The sequence below is a fragment of the Streptomyces changchenzhani genome (genome assembly GCF_039766235.1).
In the GTDB taxonomy this organism is placed as follows: Bacteria; Actinomycetota; Actinomycetes; order Streptomycetales; family Streptomycetaceae; genus Streptomyces.
In genome coordinates, this window is the sequence record NZ_JBDHNH010000013.1 from 73435 (window position 1) to 94325 (window position 20891).

The 20891-nt window shown below is 65.9% G+C and carries 14 protein-coding genes and 1 pseudogene; 9 read left to right on the forward strand and 6 right to left on the reverse strand.

The features are described 5' to 3' along the window. Positions 1 to 418 precede the first annotated feature (418 nt). The 3 genes from ABCR94_RS32890 (at position 419) to ABCR94_RS32900 (ending at position 4273) form a co-directional block, all read left to right on the forward strand. Positions 419 to 1768 carry a dsDNA nuclease domain-containing protein gene (locus tag ABCR94_RS32890; protein WP_347124470.1) on the forward strand — a complete coding sequence of 450 codons (1350 nt, stop codon included), beginning with the start codon at positions 419 to 421 and terminating at the stop codon, positions 1766 to 1768. A gap of 92 nt (positions 1769 to 1860) precedes the next feature. Beyond that, positions 1861 to 2337: a hypothetical protein gene (locus ABCR94_RS32895; RefSeq protein WP_347124472.1), complete on the forward strand. Its 477-nt coding sequence runs from the start codon at positions 1861 to 1863 to the stop codon at positions 2335 to 2337. A 1-nt stretch (position 2338) separates the two neighbouring features. Further along, complete coding sequence (locus ABCR94_RS32900; RefSeq protein ID WP_347124474.1) at positions 2339 to 4273, forward strand: hypothetical protein; 1935 nt, start codon at positions 2339 to 2341, stop codon at positions 4271 to 4273. A 322-nt stretch (positions 4274 to 4595) separates the two neighbouring features. Here ABCR94_RS32900 and ABCR94_RS32905 read toward each other — a convergent pair whose 3' ends face one another. Continuing rightward, on the reverse strand, positions 4596 to 9200 hold the full coding sequence (locus ABCR94_RS32905) for a sacsin N-terminal ATP-binding-like domain-containing protein (protein ID WP_347124476.1): 4605 nt from the start codon (positions 9198 to 9200) through the stop codon (positions 4596 to 4598). A 1230-nt stretch (positions 9201 to 10430) separates the two neighbouring features. On the opposite strand from ABCR94_RS32905, the gene ABCR94_RS32910 reads away from it, so the two are divergent. Both ABCR94_RS32910 and ABCR94_RS39290 read left to right on the forward strand, forming a co-directional pair. After that, positions 10431 to 11420: an FRG domain-containing protein gene (locus ABCR94_RS32910; protein ID WP_347124478.1), complete on the forward strand. Its 990-nt coding sequence runs from the start codon at positions 10431 to 10433 to the stop codon at positions 11418 to 11420. A 592-nt stretch (positions 11421 to 12012) separates the two neighbouring features. Continuing rightward, positions 12013 to 13106 (forward strand): annotated as a pseudogene (locus ABCR94_RS39290) (IS110 family RNA-guided transposase). 411 nt (positions 13107 to 13517) lie between these two features. Here the strand turns inward: ABCR94_RS39290 and ABCR94_RS32920 are convergent. After that, entirely contained in the window at positions 13518 to 14387 is an 870-nt protein-coding gene (locus tag ABCR94_RS32920; protein ID WP_347124481.1) for a tetratricopeptide repeat protein, read from the reverse strand. Positions 14388 to 14495: 108 nt separating this feature from the next. Between ABCR94_RS32920 and ABCR94_RS32925 the strand changes: the two genes are divergently transcribed. Continuing rightward, complete coding sequence (locus ABCR94_RS32925) at positions 14496 to 14666, forward strand: hypothetical protein (protein ID WP_347124483.1); 171 nt, start codon at positions 14496 to 14498, stop codon at positions 14664 to 14666. Between the two features lie 77 nt (positions 14667 to 14743). On the opposite strand, the gene ABCR94_RS32930 is transcribed toward ABCR94_RS32925, so the two are convergent. The 4 genes from ABCR94_RS32930 to ABCR94_RS32945 are packed head-to-tail and all read right to left on the reverse strand — an operon-like array spanning position 14744 to position 17497. Beyond that, complete coding sequence (locus ABCR94_RS32930) at positions 14744 to 15664, reverse strand: IS3 family transposase (RefSeq protein WP_347119122.1); 921 nt, start codon at positions 15662 to 15664, stop codon at positions 14744 to 14746. Further along, a complete protein-coding gene (locus ABCR94_RS32935) occupies positions 15661 to 15990 on the reverse strand; it encodes a transposase (RefSeq protein ID WP_347116874.1) in 330 nt (109 codons plus the stop codon). The genes ABCR94_RS32930 and ABCR94_RS32935 overlap by 4 nt, the downstream gene beginning before the upstream one ends. 20 nt (positions 15991 to 16010) lie before the next feature. Continuing rightward, complete coding sequence (locus ABCR94_RS32940) at positions 16011 to 17126, reverse strand: AAA family ATPase (RefSeq protein WP_347124485.1); 1116 nt, start codon at positions 17124 to 17126, stop codon at positions 16011 to 16013. Continuing rightward, on the reverse strand, positions 17123 to 17497 hold the full coding sequence (locus tag ABCR94_RS32945) for a hypothetical protein (protein WP_347124487.1): 375 nt from the start codon (positions 17495 to 17497) through the stop codon (positions 17123 to 17125). The genes ABCR94_RS32940 and ABCR94_RS32945 overlap by 4 nt, the downstream gene beginning before the upstream one ends. Positions 17498 to 17880: 383 nt before the next feature. Here ABCR94_RS32945 and ABCR94_RS32950 point away from each other — a divergent pair, with 383 nt between their 5' ends. The 3 genes from ABCR94_RS32950 to ABCR94_RS32965 all read left to right on the forward strand — a co-directional run bounded on the left by ABCR94_RS32950 (position 17881) and on the right by ABCR94_RS32965 (position 20867). After that, positions 17881 to 18735 carry an alpha/beta hydrolase family protein gene (locus ABCR94_RS32950; RefSeq protein ID WP_347124488.1) on the forward strand — a complete coding sequence of 285 codons (855 nt, stop codon included), beginning with the start codon at positions 17881 to 17883 and terminating at the stop codon, positions 18733 to 18735. 1022 nt (positions 18736 to 19757) lie between these two features. Beyond that, complete coding sequence (locus ABCR94_RS32960; RefSeq protein WP_347124561.1) at positions 19758 to 19976, forward strand: hypothetical protein; 219 nt, start codon at positions 19758 to 19760, stop codon at positions 19974 to 19976. Positions 19977 to 20354: 378 nt separating this feature from the next. Then, complete coding sequence (locus ABCR94_RS32965; RefSeq protein ID WP_347124490.1) at positions 20355 to 20867, forward strand: hypothetical protein; 513 nt, start codon at positions 20355 to 20357, stop codon at positions 20865 to 20867. Positions 20868 to 20891: the final 24 nt, after the last annotated feature.

The window sequence follows — 20891 nt, forward strand, 5'->3', positions numbered from 1 at the left end:
TGCCCTGGCCGGCCAGGAACGGTAATTCAGGGCACATGGGCGTGCGCAAGTGCGCATGGTGCGGTCACGGTGCAGATCCAGCCGCACCGGCCGCTTCTGTGAGAAGAGAGGACCCTGCCGGCCTGGCGGAGGCGGGGCTGCCGCCCCTGACGCATTGCCGCTTCCGAGGATGAGTCCCGAGGCTCTCCGGCCGTCTCGCTGCAATTTTGAACGCTGTCAGACGGAACCTCAGGACGCTCGCCTAGGCGCTGCGACCCGGGGGTGCGTTGCCGCCTCTCGACGAGCGGAGCGGGATCTGCTGTGATCGAATGGTTACGGAGTGCGTGGTTGCTGTGGTAGTTGTGGTGATCTTCCGTCGCTGGCCTTGTGGCCGAATCTCCAACGGCGGTGTGGGGGAGTGGTGGGTGTAGCTGTGGGCGTGGCAGGCGAGGGCATTGCGGACGAAGAGTCCGACGAAGGGTTCGTTCATCGGATCTTCCGCGAGGCACCGCAGGAGGACAGTGGATCGGACACCCTGGGCAACTATCGCTATCAGGCCGAAGTAGCCGCTCAGATGTGCATTGCGCTGGTCACTCAGGACTTTGTCGAGTCGGTGGTCTGCGAGTGGCACGAAGACTTGGTGGTCTCCTACGCTGACGGATCAGTTGAACTCGTATCGGTGAAGCACCGCGGAAAGCGGCGGGCTCCCTGGAACGTGGCGGAACTCTGCAAAAACGGAGGGCTTGCCCACCTCTTTGACCGATGGTGCGCGTGCGATGGTCTGAGCAATGTCCGGCTTCGGCTGGCCACGAATGCGGGCCTCACATCGGGCAAGGGAGGCGCAGCCACGCTGAAGGCCATGTGCGGGGCCGATCCGGAGATCACCTCCGGGTTGGATGCCATGGCAGGCACCGTCGCTCAGCACCTTTTGAAGGTCCGTTGGAAGCAGCCCTACGCCACCATTCCCGAAGTCCCCGAGGTCGCCCGGGTCGGCGACATAGCCGTCCCGGCCGGCTTCACCGATACCGTCAAGCTGTTCTTCGCCGCCTTGCACATTGATGATGAGCTGCCGTCCCGTCGGCATATCACTGACGTGAATCTTCAGAGTCTTCTTATCCCTGCGATCGCGACACTGCAGCGGGATCATGTGGACGTCGAGGCCACCTACCGTGCATTGGTCGAGCGGATCGAGAAGTCGAACCGCGACGAGAGCGACCGTGGACAGCTCGCTGTGTACCTTGCCGATCCCGCCAGGGTTCTTCACAGCGTGCAGATCCAGCAGCGCATCGCGCGGCGCAGACTGACCAGGCCCACGGTCCTCGACACGTTCGTCTCCAGTCGAGCCGGGGTGCCCACTTTCGCCCGCGGCCAACTGCCGATCGTCGCCCCGGGCGGGGGCAACCTGCGCAAGAAGATGGCCCGCGGCCAGATTCCGGCTGATGAAGCTGCCCACGCGGAGCGCCTTAGATCAGCCTGGTACGTCACGTGGTCCGAGCACCGGTCCGGTTTGGCGGGAGACACGGCGGAGTTGGCCAACGCGAGCTTCGAGGTTCTGGACACCGTTTTCTCTTGCCGTGAGCAGGCCGAAGGGGAGTTGCCGGCTGGTGCTGTCTACGGGCGGCGTATGAACCACCTGATGGCTCGGCACCTGACGCCAGACGCACTTGGAGGCGGGCTGCAGATTCCCGTCAATGGGCAGCATCTGCGGGGTCTGGCCTACCAGCTCTGCGACGACTGCGACTTCTACTTTTCCGACTGGTTTGACCCCTCTGACGAGCAGGCGTCGTGACGGGCGCTGGTGACCGTCTGATCGCGACCGCGCGTGTCAGGGACCGGACCCGTCGGCAGGAGCAGCGTGAGGCTCACTATCACGAAGCCCGTGTGCTGCTGCTGATCGACCGGTTCACGGGAGCGAAGAAAGGACTGGATGGTCTCACCAAGCTCGCCAAGCTCGATTTCCTGCTGCGCTACCCAGCCATGTTGGAGCGACTCCTGGCCGAGGACGGCATTTCCTGGCCCCCTGGCGTGCAGCCAACCTCCGCTGAGCGGTTGGCCGTGGAGAGCCGCATGACCCGGTACAAGTACGGGCCCTGGGACCAGCGTTACTACAGCATCTTGGGATCTCTGGTCGCCCGTGACCTGGTTACCTATGGTGCCACCGACCGGGCCGAGTTCCGTATCACCGCCTCCGGTGCGGTCGCCGCTGCGATGCTGGCAGAGACGGACGAGTGGGTCGTGGTGGCGAAACGCGTCACTCTCCTTAAGAAGCACTTCAACAAGTCAGGTTCGACCCTGAAGACCCTCATCTACGACCGTCTGCCGGACGCGGTCGACAGGCCCTGGCGGACGGAGATCTGAAATGGCATTTCACCTTCGGTTCCATACCCTCACCGTCACCACCGCCGATGCTGAGAAAACCTACCGTTTCGAGGGGCCGGCCACCGTTGTCAGCGGTCCCAGTGGTACCGGCAAGTCCAGCCTCCTCATGCTGCTCAAGCATGTGGTGGGCGGCAAAGCCGTGCTGACCCCGGCCGTCCGCGACCATGTCCTCTCTGCCCGTGCCGAGGTCTCTATCGGCGAGGAGCACATGGTCCTCAAGAGGACCGTCAACGACGGTCGCTCCGACCGGGTAGAGGTCCTGGACCCCGCCACCCTGGCCACGCGCGATACATTCGCCGTCCGCGCGAACGAGGATCTGAGATCGCTGTCGGACTACCTTCTGGCAGCCGTCGAATTCCCCCGCGAGACGATCCCCGCCAGCCGCGATGGCAAGGCCACCACACGTGACCTTACGTTCATTGACCTGTTCGCCTACGCGTACCGGGAAGCGCGCAACATCGACCGCGAAGTCGTGGGTCACCTTGACCCCTGGTTCAACCCCAAACGCACCGCACTCTTCAAGCTGATGTTCGCGCTGACCGACAGCACTGTGCTGGAACTCAGCCGGCAACTCGGCGCGCTGAAGGAAGAACTTCGAACGAAGGCAGCCGAGTCCGAGAACGTCCTCAATTTCCTTGGCGTGTCCGACCCCCGCACGGAGGAGGAGCTGCGAGCCGAGCTCGTAAGTCTCCGGGACATGCTGCGCCGCGCCGACGCAGCGCTGGGATCGCTGCGCCACGAATTGGAGGAGAGCACCGCAGCCGACACTGTTCTCCGTCAAGAGCTGCGTATGGCAGTCGACAGCGCTCGCGCTGCGGCGCAGGAGGTTTTGGCGGCACAAGAGCTTGTAGAGGCTCGTGCCGCAGTCGTTGCCCAGGTGGAGCTCGACCTGTCCCGCCTCGACCGCTCTGCCACCGCCATTGAGAAGCTGTCGCCCTTCGACTTCGTCGTCTGCCCTCGTTGCATGCAGCGGCTCACCTCGAGACCGGTTCCCGAGGATCACTGTGTGGTCTGTCTGCAGCACGACCCACACGACGAGGACGTCGATCCTGCCGCTATCGCGCAGACCCGAACGGCTCTTGCCCTTCAGCTGCAGGACGCCCAAGCCGTGTTCGAGGCCGATGCCCGAGTACTGGAGAGGGCGCGGCAGCGAGCACAGCAGACGGATTTCCTCGCCCACAGCGTGCGCCGCCAACTCGATGCACAGACCCGAGATCTGGTGGCACCGCGCTTCGACGCCATTGCAGAGGCCAGCGCCCGGGCGGCCTCGCTCAGGGCGGCCATCGACTCCGTGACTCAGCTGCGCGACTCGTGGGCGCGAGCACACGCCATTGAACGAGAAGTGCGAAAGCTCAAGGCACAGCGAACCCGCGCAAACGCCGACAAGAAGGCCCGGACCGCCGAACTTGCCGCACGCCAAACCCTGGTTACAGACCTTGGCCGGGATTTCAACGCCATGATCTCGGAGCTGCGACCTGCTCCCTGGATCGAGTCCGCAACGATCGACTCAACGTCATATCTGCCAGTAGTGGACAACCACTCATTTGAGAGTCTGCAGGCAGACGGCGGTGGCATCGTGACCTGCATCAACGTCGCATACAGTCTCACCCTGCTGGAGTTCGGCATCGCGCACCCAGACGTTCGCGTGCCGTCATTGCTGATCATCGACTCCCCGCGAAAAGCATCTGGGAGCAACCTCGACGACCAAGCGCGTGGCCACCGGACCTACCGGCGCTTTCGGACACTTGCCGAAGACCACGCCTCCCAGATACAGCTGATCATCGCCGACAACGACTCGGCGCCCATCCCAGGCACCGCCTTCGGCAAGATCGAGCTCGACTACGATCAACCGCTCGTCCCCGGTGTGGCCCACCCTGGGCCCGAGCACACCCATCGAGCCGAGGACGAATCCTGACCAAGCGGATTCTCTCTCGTGCTGACATCGAACCTGCTGAACGGGTTCGCACGGGATGCGACTGTTATTTGACGCTGAACCTGGACCGTTTCCCAGGGAAGCCGGATCGGCTACCAACTCCCGTCTGGCAGACGCTGCGAGGCGCGGGCGGTGTTCGTTTATGGCCGATCTTGATCAGCTCATCCGCGGTGTACCGGGCAACGGTGTGCAGTCCTGCTTTCTCAACCTCCTCGCCTGTGGCGAGGTGAAGCTGGCACGGGGCGCACCGCAGCCCCTCGGCTGTCAGCTCCATATCAAATAGCAAGGCGGTGCTGGCGGGGTACTACTCCGTGCTGGGCCACTCGTACACGGTCGACTCCACTGAGAGGTCACATACGCCCTTGAGACGGACATCCGTTGGCGGTTCGACTTCGAAGCGGTGCACGGGGTCGTTCACCAGGCGGAGGGTCGGCATGCCGACGCCCTTCTCCAGGTGTGAGGCGATCACGAGTGTGTAGTTCTCGCCCTCCGACCAGGCCCGTACGAACTCCGAACGAGTCAGGGTCAGTTCGCCAGGGACAGCACGCCCGTGGGCCTTGATCTCGTAATAGCGCCCGGTCGAGTCGTATGCGTCGGCGCCCATGCCCGACGCACCCCGCTGGTCGTCCAGCTCGACACCCTGCTCTTGCAGGATCCGGCGGAGCGCCTGGATGACGAGCTCCTCCTTGTGGTGGTCTGCGTACCCGAGCGGTGAGGCATGGCTGCGGGGCGGGGCCCCTCCGAGCCTGGGCGGGGGGAGCGGGGTCCCGTGTCGGCGGGGTGAAGGTCCCGCCGTCCCCGGCGTAGGGGCAGGGGGGGTGCCCGGTGTAGAGGGCGCTTCAGTGTGGGTGACCTTGCCGGGCAGCACGTCGAAGGCGGCCGCGTCTACCAGGGGGCGCGCGGCCGGCGCGTGCTGCGGGCCGGACTGGGTGCCGGGTCCGGGGTTCCCGGGCGTGGGCGCGGGAGCTGAACCGGTGCGGGGTGGCGGGATGAGGCCGGTTGGGCCACCGGGGACAGCAGGGCCGGTGGCCGTGGCACGCTGAGCGGCCGGTTTCCCGTTCGGCATCGGCGGGGCGGGGGTCAGCTGTGCACGGCGGTGCAGTTCTTCAGCGAGCCGCTGCCGTTCCTCGCGGTCCCGCTGCCCTGCCGATGTGAGTGCGGATCCGGCCTCTACCTCCACCAGGTATTCCTCCCAAACGTCTCGCCAGCTGTGGCCTACGCGTGACCGGTCTTCCGCGAAGTGGGCGGCGATGGCCGCGCCCGCTCCTGCCTTGGTGGTCAGAGCCGTGTGCGAGTGCAGGAACAGAGTGTTGCGGCCGCGGTCGATCTGCGCTTCGACGGGGAGCTCAAGGGGCTCGTACGTGCCTCCTGGATCGAGGCGGATACGCAAGCTGGGGAGTAGCCGAACCTCAAGGCCCGCCAGCCAGGCCCAGCCGGTGAAAGCCTCCGCGGTCTCGGGCTCGTTGCGTACCAGAAGGTCCTGGAGCGCAGCGACCCCTCGTCGGAAGTCGTCGGTGAGACTCGTGTCGGCCGGTTGGCCCAGGACTGCGTCCCCAGCCCCGTCCTCGCTTCCGGTCTCGTAACTGACCTGGGCGCCCGCGACGTCCAGGGGGGTGACGTGCAGGCGCCCGAACAGCGCCGTGAACTGCTGTACGTTGCCTCCTGGCTTCCACAGCGGTAGACGGCCCGTCAGTACCCGCTCGACCGCGGAGTCGGCCACGGCGAACACCGATTGGCTCTTTCCTTTGATCCAGCCGGCCGTGGTCCATAGCGGCAGACTCCGCAGCCTGCTCTGCAGCCCCGGCGACATTGGTTTGTCGTCGGAGGAGATCACGTCCCGCAGGCGGCGCAGAGCGTCGAGCATCACACTTTCGCGCTCGGCGTCGGGTGCCGCGCCGGTCTCGGAGATCTCCCTCAGCACGTCGATGAGGTCATCGAGCCCGGGTTCGCGGATGCCCAGTACCTGCCACAGAGGGTCGACGTCCGCCCCGGTCAGGGTGAAGGGGCGGAACCCGCGCAGGATCGCAGGTCCCTGGAAGCACTTGCCTGACTCCGTCCAGCCCTGGTCGGTCAGCACGAGGTCCTCATACAGGAACTCTCGGCGGATCTGCTTCTCCACCGCCGTCTGGGTTGCCTCTGCCGAACGGTGAGTCAGACGTCGCGCCAGAGACTGGTAGACCAGCAGCGCCTCCGCTCTCAGGCTGTCCGGCACCTCGGCATCGGTATCGGCGGCGTTGTCGTCCTGACGATCCCGGAGTTCACGCAACCGTGCCATGAGACGTGATACGTCGGGATCGCCGGAGACACCGAGAGCGGTGAGGGCCTCCGTTCGGGTGGCCAGGGCTTGGTGGATCGCCGGGTGCAGGTATCCGGGATCCTCCGGTCCGTACAGGGCCTCCGTATCCGGTGTACGTAGGGTGAGGTCGGCCGGCGGCCGGAGTTGGCCTTGGCTGTCCTCCAGCCAGGCGGTCTCCCGGAGCCGCCACACCCAGATGGCCGCCGTCTCACCCGTGACGTTCCACTTGTAGTGGCCCCGGGCCATTGGGACGACCGCCTGGTCTGAACTGGTCAGCGGTGCGGTGAGGGTGCGCAGCAGGGCGGCTGTGCGGCGTCGTCGCTCGTCCACGTTCTTCTCGACCGCGATGTTCTTGACCACGGCGACGAGGTCGCTGCTGGTCAGGTCGTCCAGGGTGTGGTCGGCTCCCTTGCGCATCATCTGCATCCACCGGCCTGTGACGGACCACCTGCAGTTCCGTGCGAGCCCGAGACGGAGATCGCCCGGGTACATCTTGGTGTCCGCCCGGTCATAGACCTCGTGCACCAGAGTGAGCCGCGGGGCGTCCGCCACGCCCAGCAGCCGCAGGAAAGCCGTTCTACTCAGACCGCCTGCCTGGGCGGCGGAGAGCAGAGTTCTCGCGTAGGAGCGACGCACCCAGATCAGACCGGGAGTCTTACGTGCCGCGACCTCGAATCGGTCTCCGTCAGCGCTCTCCAATGCCTGGGGGAGATAGGCGGCGCCGGGCTTGACGCGATGAGACTGCTCGGTGCCGTCCTTGTCGTAGGCGAAGCCGTTGAGGAGGATGGCCCGTCCGATACCCGGACCGAGCGGGTCGCGTAGCTTCTTGGGCATCTCGCCGAGCGCCTGCTGCAGGGCGACGAGCCGGGTGGCCTCCATCTCCTCGTCGCCGTCGGCAAGTTGTTTACCGGCTTTTCCGAGCCGGGAGACGATCCTCAGTACGGCTGCCGTGTCGTCGCGGCGCACCAGGCAGTCCCGCCCACGCAGCCATGCCGTGACGGTCTTCGCCCAGGCGTTGTCTTCTGCGTAGGTGGGATGCAGGTCCAGAACGACGCCCAGCACGTCCAAGGGGCCGGTGGCCTCGCTGGACGCGTCGGCGAACGCGTTCTCCGAGGGCTGCGGCCGAAGTCGGCGCCCATCGGCGGTGACCAGGCAGGCCCTGCTGGCCAGCACAGACTCGTGGCCCGCTTTGAGGGCGACTGCGGTGAGCCGTACGAGCCGCGCGATGTCCTGCCATCCGTCGTCGGCGAACAGGCTGAGTGCGTCCATGACCTGCACCTCGGCGCGCAGCTCTGCAGCACCTGCCGCACGCCAGTCCGCGAGGACCTTTCGCCAGCGAACGTCACTGTCGCGGACGGCGGCAGGCAAGGCGTATGGGGCCTTGCCCAGCCGGGCGATGTCGGTGTCGTCGAGGACCCCCGACAGGGCGGCCTCCTCGACCGCGAAATCGGCCAGCGGGGCGTCGGGACCACCCTCCGCGACCGGGAAGGCCAGCTCGGCGGCGAGCGACTGCCGTGCACGGGTGAGCAGCTCGGTGCGGATCCGGTCCTGGAGCAGGTTGGCCGACGCGGAGCTCGGCGGGTGGGGAAGCGGAATGAGGTGCCACGCCGTGTGATCCACCCTCTCTAGCACATCGCGTACGCCGGCTGCCCACAGGTCGGCGATCACGGGGACGAGCTGCGCGTTGAGGCGGCTGCTGGCGAACCCCTCCCGGCTGGCGACGGGATCGAACTGGGTGTGGACGCGGGCAGCCACGTCCAGTGTGGCGACGGGCAGGCCGGCATGGACGCTGCCGTTCATCCCACGCGCCAAGGGCAGCGCGACACCCACGGGCACGACCGGGCCGAGCGCCTTGTGGCTCCGTTCCCAGTCGGGGTGCGGCGCCACCTGCGCCGTGTAGACACGCCAAAGCGCTCCCTCGGTCGTCCGGGCGTGCTGCACATTCACGTCATGCTCGACGCCATCGATCAGAAACCGACACCGCGTCACATCTTCCCAGGACAGGGTGAGTACGCTGCTGTGCCCGCCCGCCGTCACCTCAAGGCGGCGGAGGTGACGCAGGAAGAGCAGGGAGGCGTCGTTCCAGTCCTCAAACCATTCAAGAAGCTGGGCTGCGGTCAGTGTGCCGGGGGCCAGAGGGATGCGGAAGACAGTCCACTCGGGTCCGCTGATTTCGTCAGGGAGCTTTGGCGGCGCCGCGAGTTGCAGGTTGGTACCGGCGAAGCGCACGTGGAACGGGTCACAGTGCACCTCCCACACCGTGGTGAGGGCCCTGAGCGTGGACAGTCCAATGCCGAACCGGCCGGTGGCTTCGGTATCGGCCGTCTTACCGCTGAGCCAGGGCATGCCGAGCGGCAGGACATCAGCCAGGCGCAGGCCGGCCCCATCGTGGGCGACCAGAATGTCGTCGGACCGCAGCAGGAATCGCAGCTGTCCGGCCCCCGCATCGTCGGAGTTCTGGACGAACTCGGAGAGGACCTGGAGCCGGTCGGTCGAGAGCGTCTTGGCGCCGTGCAGCGCGCCCTCGGCCATCTTACGGTGGACCCCACGGCCGCTGCGCAGCCCCTCATCGAGAAGCCGGACGGCGCGTGCCGCTTCGTCCGGGGTCGACACCTCCACCTCCGTAAACGCGTCCGGATCTTCTAGAAGCGTCTGTACCGCAGCCGCGAGAGCGTCCACGTCCGTATCCCTCCCCCATTGGTGCCTGGTGATGTCGACAAGCCTGGGGTCCGGGACGGTTCCCGATGATCGAGCTGACGTGATCCAGCCATGTGCGTGAGTTGCCGCGACCTGCGGTGCAGTGCGGCTCATCGATGTCGGCACTGCGGTTGCGAGCGGCGGGGCGTAAGCCATCACGCTTTGGCACAGTGCCGAATGCGGCGGAAACTGACTCCGTCTGCCCTTCGGCTGTCAGACCGGCCTGGTACGGAGCCTCGGCTGGCCAGAACGCCCTGGTCGTGGAACCTGCCGACTGCGGACGACGCTTGATCGCGGCGATGACCTGTGGGGTCAATCTCTCGGGTGGCAGAACGGGCACCGATTCCGTAGACGTGCGCGCCTGCCTGTGGACTCACAAGGAAGGAAATTCGCCAGTTCGTGTCCGGTGGCGGCAGACCCGGACCCATTTGCTACCGACGCTGGATCGGCGACTGCTGTTCGAGCGGTCCGGAGCCCATGGCAGCGAACTTCCGTACCTTGGATTGGGCGGCGGAATCGTCCGGTGCCTCAAACGCTACGCTGCCTGCGAGGTGTTCCACCTGGTCAGGGCCATACAGTCGTGACCCCGTCGTAGGGGCCGTGAGGAGCTCCCGTCGGCTCATTCCGGCGGAGGTTCTGCGCGTGGCAGCAGCGCGTGCTCTGCATGTTCGACGGGGTCTTGGGTGTGCTCCGGCTCGCCGCTGGGTCGCGTCCGGTGGAGCGGTGTATCGACGCCACTCGGTGATCTCGTTTTGAGGCTATGCGGTCAGTTCGCTGGACAGGACGGTCTCGCCGGTTTCTGACTCGATCGGGTGGGGGCGGGCTGGCGAGGAGTTCGATGCCCATGTAGCGGCGTGCTTCGGCCAAAAGGCCGTGTGCGGCCCGCTGTCGGCCGATCGCCCACCTCGACGTCGCGCCCCACACCAGCGCCTTTGCGGTAGGGCGCGTATGGCCCCGTACTGAGTGCTGCGTTTCTGGCGATTTGCTGGACAAAATGCCCTTTTGGTTGATTACCCCGCTTCGATGAGGCGAAGGGTTCTGGCGTCATTGCGCTGTGTGCCCACCTCGCCCGTTTACGCTGCGAGCATGCCTGCTCACTCGCACCAGGCGGCTGGCCGTGACCGAGGCAGCCGCACGCGCACCAGTATGACCACTAGTGCTACCGGTTTATTGGCCGGGGATTTCTTTGCGGAACGTGAGGTCAACTCGCAGATTGGACTGAATGACACGCCAGAAAGTCTTTGGAAGTGGCTCACGGAAGGGGCGGAACGTAACCACTCTGCGAGCTATCCGGCGCTGCCCCGCTCGTCGGCTGAGAACGTCTTCTATCGGGGGCAGTCCGATGCCGATCACGGTCTCTCCTCTAGCCTCTTCCGAGTCCTTCGTGCCTCAGTGTCAAGAGTCACTGAATACAGGATGGCCAAGGTGGAGGAACACATACTGCAAGTCATGAGAAGCGAGGGGCTTGGACGGCTGATGACGGACGGACAACTCCTGGGCCTCTTGCAGCATCATGGCATTCCAACCCGGCTCATCGACGTGTCTAAGTCCCCGCTCGAAGCGCTGTTCTTCGCCGTGGATCAGGATCATGATCTAGACGGCCGACTATTTGTGATTCAGCTTCACCCAAGCGACGGTGGTGAGATGGATGCCATCGACCTTAACGACCAGCACGAACTGGAATGGGCAGACGCCGCACGCGGCGAGCAGTACGCCAAATCGAGCTGGACAGGGCGAGTGGCAGTCATTGATCCACAGGACCTCGACCCCCGAATGAGAGCCCAGCGGGGATGCTTCCTCGTAGGCGGCCTCATCGCCAACTACTCCCGGCGGCAGATGCAGTTTCGTGGCCAACTATTGGTAGCAGAGGATCTGGCCAAGATCACGACTCTCAGCATCCGGTTCCCGCAACGTAACGCACCAGGAAAAGCATGGTCTGCTACGGCCTGGACGGTACGCATTCCCGCATGTTGGAAGCGCCCTCTAGTCGATCTACTCAAAAGCGAAAAGGACCCGATCACCAAGGACACCATGTATCCACCCCTGACTGAGGTGAAACGTCTAGCGATCAGCAAGGCGAACGAGCTGTCCAGGACCACATGGGTGTCCAGGAAGTGCCCGCCCTCGCGCTCATGACAAGTCAGCGCCCCCGCGCTGGGCTGGGTGGCTTCATCTTCGACCATGCGGGGATGCCGTCGGCCCGCTCGTCGGGGCCCTACCGACCGCAGGACTCGCCCGCCCTCTCCCTCTACGCGACCGAACCCAGCCCCGCGTTGTACCGGCTCCACACTTCCGCATGGCCGGTCCGCGTGCGGGTTGCTTCCATCGCTCGCGTTGCTGTCACAGGCCGGGGCGGTCCGCCGTTCCCCTTCCCGACGCTGGCAGCAGGGGGAGAGGAGGGTGACGTGGCGGTCCGTGTGACGCCGAGGGAGTTCGCGGCGCAGTGCCAGAAGGCGCCGCCGTACTACGGCTGCCGCACCGCCAAATGCTTGGGCAATGTCCTGGGTATCTCGGTTGTGGCCCTGCACCGGGCTCTGGCTCGTGAGAGATCGGACCCGGGTGTCCTTTTCCGCCTTCGTCGATCACCAGTGCGGGGCGTACTGCCACCGGGCTCTTGAGGTGTGTCCCACAGGTAGCCATGCCGTGAACTGGGCACAGTCTCACCGCTGACCGCCTTGACGGCCCGGTGGAGAGGACCGGAAGGCTCGCAGAGTAGGAGGATGCCGCCCTGACGAGTATTGCAAGCTCCACAGAGCGTGCGCCTGTTGAGGGCGAGGTCGTCCTTGGTGTGGACACGCATCGGGACGTCCATGTGGCTGCCGCGCTCTCTACGCTGGGGGCGGTCATGGACACCGCGTCCTTTCCTGCCACGGCGGTGGGCTATCGCGAACTCTGAGAGTGGGTCGGCCGTCTGGGTGCCGTGCACAGGGCCGGGGTGGAAGGGTCCGGCAGCTACGGAGCTGCTCTCTCCGCTACTTGTTGGCTCGCCGGGTCGAGGTGTTCGAGGTGAACCGGCCTGATCGCTCGGCTCGTCGACGGCGGGGCAAGTCGGATCCGGTGGATGCTCAGGAGGCGGCACGGGCGGTGCTTAGCGGCCGAGCTCGCTCCCAGGCCAAGGCCGGGGATGGGCCGGTGCAGTGCGCCTGTCTGTTCAAACTGGCCAAGGACTCCGCCGTCAAGGCCCGTACACAGGGAGTCAATCAGCTCAAGGCGGTCCTGATCACGGCCGATCCCGATTTGCGCGAGGGGCTGAACGGTCTGAAGGCCCGGGCATTGGTCCGTACTTGCGCGCAGTTCGAAGATCGTGAGGATGGCGTCGGCGGGAGGAGTGCCGTCGAGCAGGCCACCCGTATCACCCTGTGTCTGTTGGCTCGGCGGATCGAGCAGCTGACCGAGCAGATTCGTGATTTGGAGCGTTGTCTGACTGGGCTGGTGGAGCGTCACTTTCCGCAGTTGCTCATTCCGGTGAGTATCGGTCCGGATAGTGCCGCAACTTTGCTGATCACGATGGGGGACAACCCGGAACGTCTGCGCAGCGAGGCGTCGTTCGCGGCGCTGTGCGGCGTCAGTCCCGTCGAGTACTCCTCCGGTTGTCAGCGTCGCCACCGGCTCAACCGCAGTGGTGATCGGCGAGCCAACGCGGCCCTGTATCGGATCGTGCAGTCGCGGCTCCGGTTCGATGCGCGTACTCGCAGGTAATACGAGCGGCGCACTGCGGAGGGCAAGACCCGGCGCGAGGTCATCCGCTGTCTTAAGCGCTATGCCGCCCGCGAGGTGTTCCATCTGGTCCGGTCCGAGATTGACTCCCGGGGCGTGATCTAGGTCTCGGACGAGGAGTCAGGCTTCGGTCAAGGGGGCCGCACCCGTCTTCGCGCGGTGCACGACAAAGTGGGCCGCGCGTCGCTGGATGCTGCCCTCAGCCCCCTGGCCAGGGGTGTCTCAAAGCTTGCAAACCTAGACCAGTGCGCAGGCCGCGATCCGAACCGCTCCTGGATGCCCCCGTCATAGGGGCATTGTGTGAGGCGAGGACCCCCGCTGGCTTGCTCTGGCGGGGGTCCTCGTACGGGCGGCCTACGCCACGGAGTCGATGCACTCGATCGCATGCGGCCTGGATCCTGGCGAGGTCCGGAAGCTTGTTCGTGGCGCCAGATCTCCGACAACTCACCAGAATTGGTGCGGGCGGTGATTGATAGTTCCTCGGAGACCACCCGACACCACGCCTGGTCGGCCACGCTAACTGTTGCCCCCGCTGAAGCTCCACCAGTACTGGTCCTTGTCACTGCTTCCGGTGGTTGGCTGGGGCTCAACGCGGTGCAGCAGGTCACTAAGAGCGCGAAATGTACTGCGGGTGTGTGGGTGCTGCTCACCGAGAAGCTGGGTTTGGCCGTCGAGGGCTGCCCGGTATTCGGCTTCGGCTGCTGCCAGGTCGCCCCGTTGGCCGAGTACCCACGCTAGTGCGTGCCGGGTGTGCAGGGTATGTGGATGGTCACAGCCCAGTATCTGTGAACGGTCCTCCAGTACTGCCCGGTACTCGGCTTCGGCTGCTGCCAGGTCGCCCCGTTGGCCGAGTACCCACGCTAGTGCGTGCCTGGTGTACAGGGTATGTGGATGGTCACAGCCCAGTATCTGTGAACGGTCCTCCAGTACTGCCCGGTACTCGGCTTCGGCCGCTGCCAGGTCGCCCCGCTGGCCGGTGATCCAGGCGAGGTTGTGCCGGGCCCACAGGGTATCGATGTGATCGATACCGAGGGTCCGTAAGCGACCTTCGAGGACCGCCCGGTACTCCGCCTCAGCCCCGTCCAAGTCTCCGCTCAGGTCAAGTACATGGGCCAGGGCATGCTGGGTCCACAGGATATGGGGATCGGCGTCATGCAGGAACCGGCGCTGGATGTCGAGCATTGCGCGGTACTCGGCTTCGGCTGCTGCGATGTCGCCTGCCAGTGCGGTGAGGCGAGCACGTTCGAAACGCAGCCTCAGGGCAGTTCGACCGTCGGAGGGCAGCGAGGCGCACACTGCGATGGCGCGATCAACTGTGGTTTTTGCGACGCCGTACAGGCCGGCGTCCCTGGCGTACTCGATGCAGGAGATGGCCGCGACGGTCATGCTCTCCGCTTCCGGACCGGCGCCCCCGTCCTCCGCCTGTTCAAGCAAGCGGTGCAGATGCCCGGTGGCGAGGTGCCAGAAGGGCCAGTCGGCCGGGCTGCGAGGGTCATGTCTGGCCGCGCCGTCGTGCAGACCCTGGGCGACCAGCGCGAGGTACTCACCACGGTGCCGACGGACATCGTCGAGTTGCCGGGTGACTTCGGCGACAAGCGGATGCAGGGTCACTGTGTAACCGGCCGGGTCGTCAGCGTCCCCGTTGGGAACCTGGGCGGTGACTAGGGCGTACTCGGCCAGCGCGTTGATTGCTTGCTGGAGATCGGCCCCGTGAGGTTCCCCCGGTGTGCGGGAGGTGCTGATCAGCTGGTCAGGATGGGTTGACGTGGTTTCAGGTTCGCTTGTTCGGTCGTCGCCTGGTTGGCGTAGTGCTTCTCCTCGAACTCGATGGGACTGAGGTAGCCGAGGCGTTTCTGGATGCGTCGGCTGTTGTAGAAGCCGTCGATGTACTCGAACAGCGCGAGGTTGGCCTCGGCCCGGGTGACGAAGACGCGTCCGCGCACGCACTCGGTCTTGATCAGCATCCACAGATTCTCCGCGAGGGCGTTGTCGTAGCTGTCGCCCACGGACCCCATCGACCCCTCAATACCCGCACGTACCAGCCGTGTTGTGAGCTTGATGGACGTGTATTGACAGCCGTGGTCGGCGTGATGGATCAAGGTGCCGGGCACGGGCTCGCGGCTGGCCAGGGCGTACTCGAGGCAGGACAGGACCAGGTCGGCGTCCGCGCGGGCGGAGGTCTCCCAGGCCACCACCCGGCGGGAGAAGGCGTCGCGGATCGCGGAGAGCCACAGCGGTCCCTCACCCGTGGGGATCATGGTGAGGTCGGTGACCCACAGCCGGTTCGGCACGGGAGCGGTGAAGTCCCGCTGCACCAGGTCCGGGGCGAGCGTGGCCGTCGGGTCGCGGCGGGTGAAGCCCTTGCCCGTGCGGCGTGGGCTGAGGCCCGCCAGATCGGCCTCGCGCATCAATCGCTCGACCCGCTTGCGGCCGATGGCCACGCCCTCGCGCTTGAGCACGGCATGCACGCGGGGCGAGCCGTAGATCCCGCCGGAGTCGGCATGGATCTCCTCGATCTTGGTCGTCAACTCCGCGTCACGGCGGCGGCGTTCACACGGCTCCTTCTCCTGCCGGCGCCAGCGGTAGTAGGTGGACGAGGGGACGTGCAGTTCCCGGAGTACGGGCTCGACACCGAGGTCACTGCGTTCGCTGAGGAACGTCAGTACCTGCGCCGGGTCGTGTCGAGTTCCTGGGCGAAAAAAGCCGAGGCCGTGCGCAGGATCTCGTTCGCCCGGCGCAGTTCCTTCACCTCCCGCCGCAGCTGGCCCAGCTCGTCCTTCTCCTCGGTGGTCAGCCGGTCGTCGCGCTCGCCGCGGTCGGCCTCGGCCTGGCGGATCCAGCCGCGCAGTGCCTCCGGGTGGACCCCCAGCTCAATGGCCAGGCGCTTGATCTGGGGCTTCGGCTCGGCGGTGCGATACATCCGCACCGCACGCTCACGCAACTCCAGCGGATATTTCCTCGGAGCGGCCATGGTCAGAGTTCCTCTCATGAGAACCATCTGACCCGCTGTCATCGCCCTCCGCATCTCGGGGGAACCTCACCGTGCTGGAGCTGGAACAGCGGGGAGGTACGAAGGGCCGAGTAGGGCAGCACTTCCGTGTATGGGATGGGTGCGTCACCGAAGTGCGCCAGCAGCCGGAGCAGCGGCCGGGTGTGGCCCAGCCGCCGCTTGGCCAGGAGATCGAGGGTGACTTCCCATGTCGCGGTGGCTCGGTGGTGTGGCAGGTGCGATGGCTGCCCTGCAGGGCTGTCCAGCAGTTCGTTGAGACGGGCGTCGAGTGCAATGCGATACGTCCCGAAGGTTCGAGGGCAGCGAGGTACGCCCGGCCACGGGGGATTACGGTCTGCACGGGAGAGATAGAGACCGGCCTGGTGGAGCAGCAGTGGCAGGTGGCCAAGTCGGTCCCCGAGCGAGGCGGCCTGGGCTTCGACTCCCGCTGTGGGGGCCCGGTCGAGGAGCAGCTCAGTCGCTGCCCGGCGGGAGAGAACGTTGAGCGGGTGCAGACGCACCCAGGCGCCCCATGCCTCGGGGTTCTGGTTGCGGCTGGTGATCAGCAGCTGTCCTGGTGTCGGCGGGCGGCGGATCCAGCCGTTGCCATCCTCTACGTGGCCGCCCGCGCCCGCCAGCAGCCCGAGGTCGTCGGCGTTGTCGACGATCAGCAACCATGGTCGCGTCCGTTGCTCCAGCGCTTCCCACACAAGGTCGGGAGCATCACCGACCGAGCCCGACCAAGCGAGCCTGAGCCGCTCGATGCCGACACCCAGCCGCACGGCAAGCGCACGTAGATGAGCGTCGAACGTAGCGGCGTCCACTGCGGACAACTGCCACACCTCGGCGCCCCGAGCCCGGGCCTCCGCCGCCACGGCCAGTGCGACCGTGGTCTTGCCGGAGCCTCCGCAGCCGCACACCACGTGCACTGTCCCCGGGGGAGCGGTGAGCAGAGACTCGATCAATCCCTGACGGCCCCGCACCGGATAGGCCAGTTGCCGAGGTGCAATGGACACCTGGCCAGCGGGGCCGAAATTCTCTCCGTGATGGTGAACATGCAGGTTGTTGGCGGCGGCGTAGGCGTCCCGGTCGGCTCCGATCCAGATGCTCGGCTGCTTCGAGTGTGGTGCGGTCATGGCGAGGAGCGATCTCCATGGTGATGTGTGATGGTCATGTCGTGTGCGGAGGTGTACGCGTCTTGTCCAGCGCGCACCTCAAAGCGCGCTTCCACCTGCCGCTGGTAATTCTCGGGCAACTCCGACCGCACCTGCTCGATCGCCTGCCGCAACTCCTGCTCAGCTTCGGGGTGCTGCCGGAGGAAGTCCGCCAACTGAGACTGCCATCCTGGGAGTAGGGTCGCGCGAGCCTCCTCCCGGCGGCTCTCGGTGGTGCGTTCCACCGCATGTGACTGTGCTTCTAGCTGGCCTTCGACGCAGGCCCGGCGGCCGTCCCGGCCGAGCAGTTGGAGGAAACGGGTGCGTGCCGTTTGCCAGGCGTCCGTGGCCATCGCCCCAACTAGCGCTGCTCCACCGGCAGCCGCGAGTCCAGCCAGCGCTTCGGTCGTCAAGAGTCCCCCACTCTCCGGAGTGAACAAGCCGTCGGAGGGCGTCGTCAGGGTCCGGGGCAATGGGTAAGGAGAGCGCAGTCTCAGGTGCCACACCAGCGCTTTCCTATCCAGCGCCCACACCCTGGCCGTGACAGCGCCCTGCTGATAAGTTCATCGCTCTCAAAAATGTTACGTTACGAATTTCTGCTACTACTTTAGGTAATCAGAATGAAGGACTCCCTGATCGGCCGAGGCCCGTATGTCTCTTCACCCATTTCGAGGAGTGGAAGTCCTGGCGAGAATGGCGTTCCGATGGTCTGCGGCCAGTAGGAACTGGAGGTCCCATGCTCGACGCTGGAGAACCCACGCCCGACCCTGTCGCAGCGGACCCGGTCGACAGTCCGGGGCCGCCGGCTGCCACGCTCCCGCTGCACGTCCGCAGCGCGGGTGAGACCTTGCTGGGACTCCTTCACCTGCCGCCAGGGCCCGGTCCGCACCCGGTGGTGGTGCTGTTGCACGGATTCCCGGGAAACGAGCGCAACTTCGACCTTGCGCAGGCGCTGCGCCGCGCGGGCTACGCCACGGCGGTCTTCCACTACCGGGGCTCCTGGGGCGTCGGAGGCACGTACGCGTGGTGCCACGTCCTTGAAGATAGTGCCTGTGTCGTCGCCGCGTTGCGTGAGCCGGGCACGGTGGCCGAGCATCGGCTGGCCCCGGAGAGGATTGCGGTCGTAGGCCACAGTGTGGGGGGATTCGCAGCGCTGATGACCGCCGCCGCGGATTCGCAGGTGTGCGCCGTGGCCTCTGTCGCGGGCTTCGACCTCGGTTCGGTCGGGGCCAGATGCCGGACGGACCCCGCAGCCCGGGCCGCGTTCGTGACTGCGTTTGAAGGGGAGTTGCTTCCGCTGCGTGGCACGAGTGGGGAGGCGCTGATGTCGGAGCTTGAGAGCAGCGGGGTCGAGTGGAGCCTTGCCCGGCTGGCCCCCCGACTCACCGATCGGCCTGTGCTCCTGGTCGGAGCAGGTCGGGATGACGTGGCCCCGGTCCAGATCCACCATGAACCTGTGGTCGCCGCGTACCGGATGTACGCGATTCCCCGTCTCGAGCATCGGGTCTTCATGACGGATCACTCTCTGTCCGACCACCGCGTGGCGCTGGCTAGGGCCGTGATCGACTTCCTTGACCGGAGCGTGGTGTAGCAGTTCGAAATGCGAAGGCCAGGCCGGGTGTCCGTGACACACCCGTGTGGAGGGATAACCGCCTCGGGGGCGCGGCGGTACCGCCGGCTCAACTGCGGAGGTGATCGGCCGACCAACGCCACCCTGTACCGAATCGGGTAGCCCCGCCTGCCGTCGATCTCCGCACGCAGGAGTACTTTGAGCGCCGCAGCAAGGAGGGCAAGACCCGACGCGAAATCGTCCGCTGCCCGAGAGGTCTTCCACCTGGTCAGGGCCACGCAACCACACCCCCGGTCATAGGTGCTGTCGTGACAGATGAGAGGCTCGGACGAGTGAGCGAGACACCGAAGCACACCCTCCAATACCGCTTTGACGGGCCAGAAGACGCCCCGGTCCTGATCTTGGGTCCCTCACTGGGTACCACATGGCATATGTCGTAGAAACCGTCCACGGGCGTCCAGTTGGTTCAGGGTGGGCGCGTAACTCCAGGTCAGGGCCTTGTGGCGCGACAGCGTCCGCGGGGTTGGTGACATGCCTGTGATTGCTCGTGACACGTGAGGACCCCCGTCGGCCTGCTCTGGCGGGCGTCCTGCGTAGACGGGGACCTGATACGACGACGCCTCGCCGGCTTGCTGCGGCGGGGCGTCGTCGTGCAGTTGATCATGGCGAATCGGGGCGTGCACCGGAGGCTCCGTTGTACTTCGGTTCGCCGCTCTCGAGTACGCGGAGGAGCGAGGCGGTGACGACGCGGGCGGTGCGGCCTATCGGTAGCACGCGGCATGGAATTCTCCGCGGCGAACGAAGTCGTAGCTCTTCGATCTCGACAAGCCGAACGCCTGGGCGGCGTCCCCGACGCTCGCCGACCCACTCCAGGTGGCGCGGACGTGCTCAAGGCTGAACAGCGTCGAGGTCCTGCTGAGCCGGTGCACGAAGTGCCTGTGTGACCGGCACTCCACCAGTGACAAGCGCATCGAAGTGCTCTTGAGCTCCCGCGAGGGACCGTCCGAAGCGGATCACCGCAGGGCGAGGTCGGCGTCGAGTTCATCGGCGCCATGGAGCATGGGGTGCTGGGGCGGTGCTGGGCCTACGACGGCTGCCGCGACCCCGTTGCCCGCCCTGATCGCGGGGCGGACGCAGGCCCGGGACCAGAACATCAGCGACACCCCCGACCGGGAGGTCATTGCCTCCTGTGCCGGCGCGGCCTCCATTCCCGCAGACTGCCACCGCCACCGCTATCGATGATCAAGAAGGCGCCGCGCTGACCACACCGCAGGGCACAACCCTCCGCCTGCGCAGAGTGCTTCAGCCCGCTCAGGACGGCCCGCTTCTTCCTCCGCAGGGAAGGATCGGCCACGTCACCGGCTCCTGGAGCATGTCGGACGGCATCCGCGGCCAAGGTGTTTGCTGTCATGCGCGCGAAGGGTGTATTTGCGTGAGCGAAGAGTGAGGAGTGAGAGTAAATCGTAGCACCCAAACCGAAAGCATGAAATTAGGCCGAATGTCTCGACGGGAGGCCTTTGATCGGCGAAGCTGTCCGCAATGGGCGTTCACTCAAGCCCAGTTGGACCACATCTGTACGAGCTCACGGGGGAACCATGACAAGGCTTACTCACCGTTGGTTAGCGCGCGCGGCAGGCGCGGTGGTCGCAGCGGTACTGATCGCCGGCAGCACGGCCGGCGCCACATTTGCTGCTGAGGCCGACCGCACGGCCAAAGCCGCCGAGGCATTCCTTCCCACGGTCGACATCACCTCGAATTTCGCGGTGGTCGCGACCCCGCATTGGGACACCGTGGGCTGCAATGGCTACAAGGTGGTCGGGAAGGGGACCTCCATCGGCAAGCCGCTCCCCAACGGCGGCACCTGGACGCAGGAGGAGGAGGCGTGCACCGCGACCGTCCCCGGCAAGTGGGACATCAAGGCGAAGGCGACGATCACGGAACCCGACGGTGACAAGCTCAACATCACCTACCACCTCACCGCGCCGGTGACGCAGAGCAACATGGTCCACCCGGTCGGCACGTTCACGATCACCGGTGGCGTCGGCAACTACGAGTTCGCGACCGGTGGCGGCAAGATGAAAGCCCGGGTCAACCTGCTGGACCACGATCATGTCAGCAGCACGTTGGTGGGAGACATCCAGTACCTCGGCTGATCTGACCAATGGTCACAGGCAGTG

Bases quoted from the DNA above. Each gene is read 5' to 3' on its own strand.
- ABCR94_RS32920 (WP_347124481.1), bottom strand. From the start codon at position 14,387: ATGACCGTCGCGGCCATCTCCTGCATCGAGTACGCCAGGGACGCCGGC.
- ABCR94_RS32950 (WP_347124488.1), top strand. From the start codon at position 17,881: ATGCTCGACGCTGGAGAACCCACGCCCGACCCTGTCGCAGCGGACCCG.
- ABCR94_RS32910 (WP_347124478.1), top strand. From the start codon at position 10,431: ATGACCACTAGTGCTACCGGTTTATTGGCCGGGGATTTCTTTGCGGAA.
- ABCR94_RS32900 (WP_347124474.1), top strand. From the start codon at position 2,339: ATGGCATTTCACCTTCGGTTCCATACCCTCACCGTCACCACCGCCGAT.
- ABCR94_RS32940 (WP_347124485.1), bottom strand. From the start codon at position 17,126: ATGACCGCACCACACTCGAAGCAGCCGAGCATCTGGATCGGAGCCGAC.
- ABCR94_RS32935 (WP_347116874.1), bottom strand. From the start codon at position 15,990: ATGAGAGGAACTCTGACCATGGCCGCTCCGAGGAAATATCCGCTGGAG.
- ABCR94_RS32925 (WP_347124483.1), top strand. From the start codon at position 14,496: ATGTCTGGCCGCGCCGTCGTGCAGACCCTGGGCGACCAGCGCGAGGTA.
- ABCR94_RS32945 (WP_347124487.1), bottom strand. From the start codon at position 17,497: ATGGCCACGGACGCCTGGCAAACGGCACGCACCCGTTTCCTCCAACTG.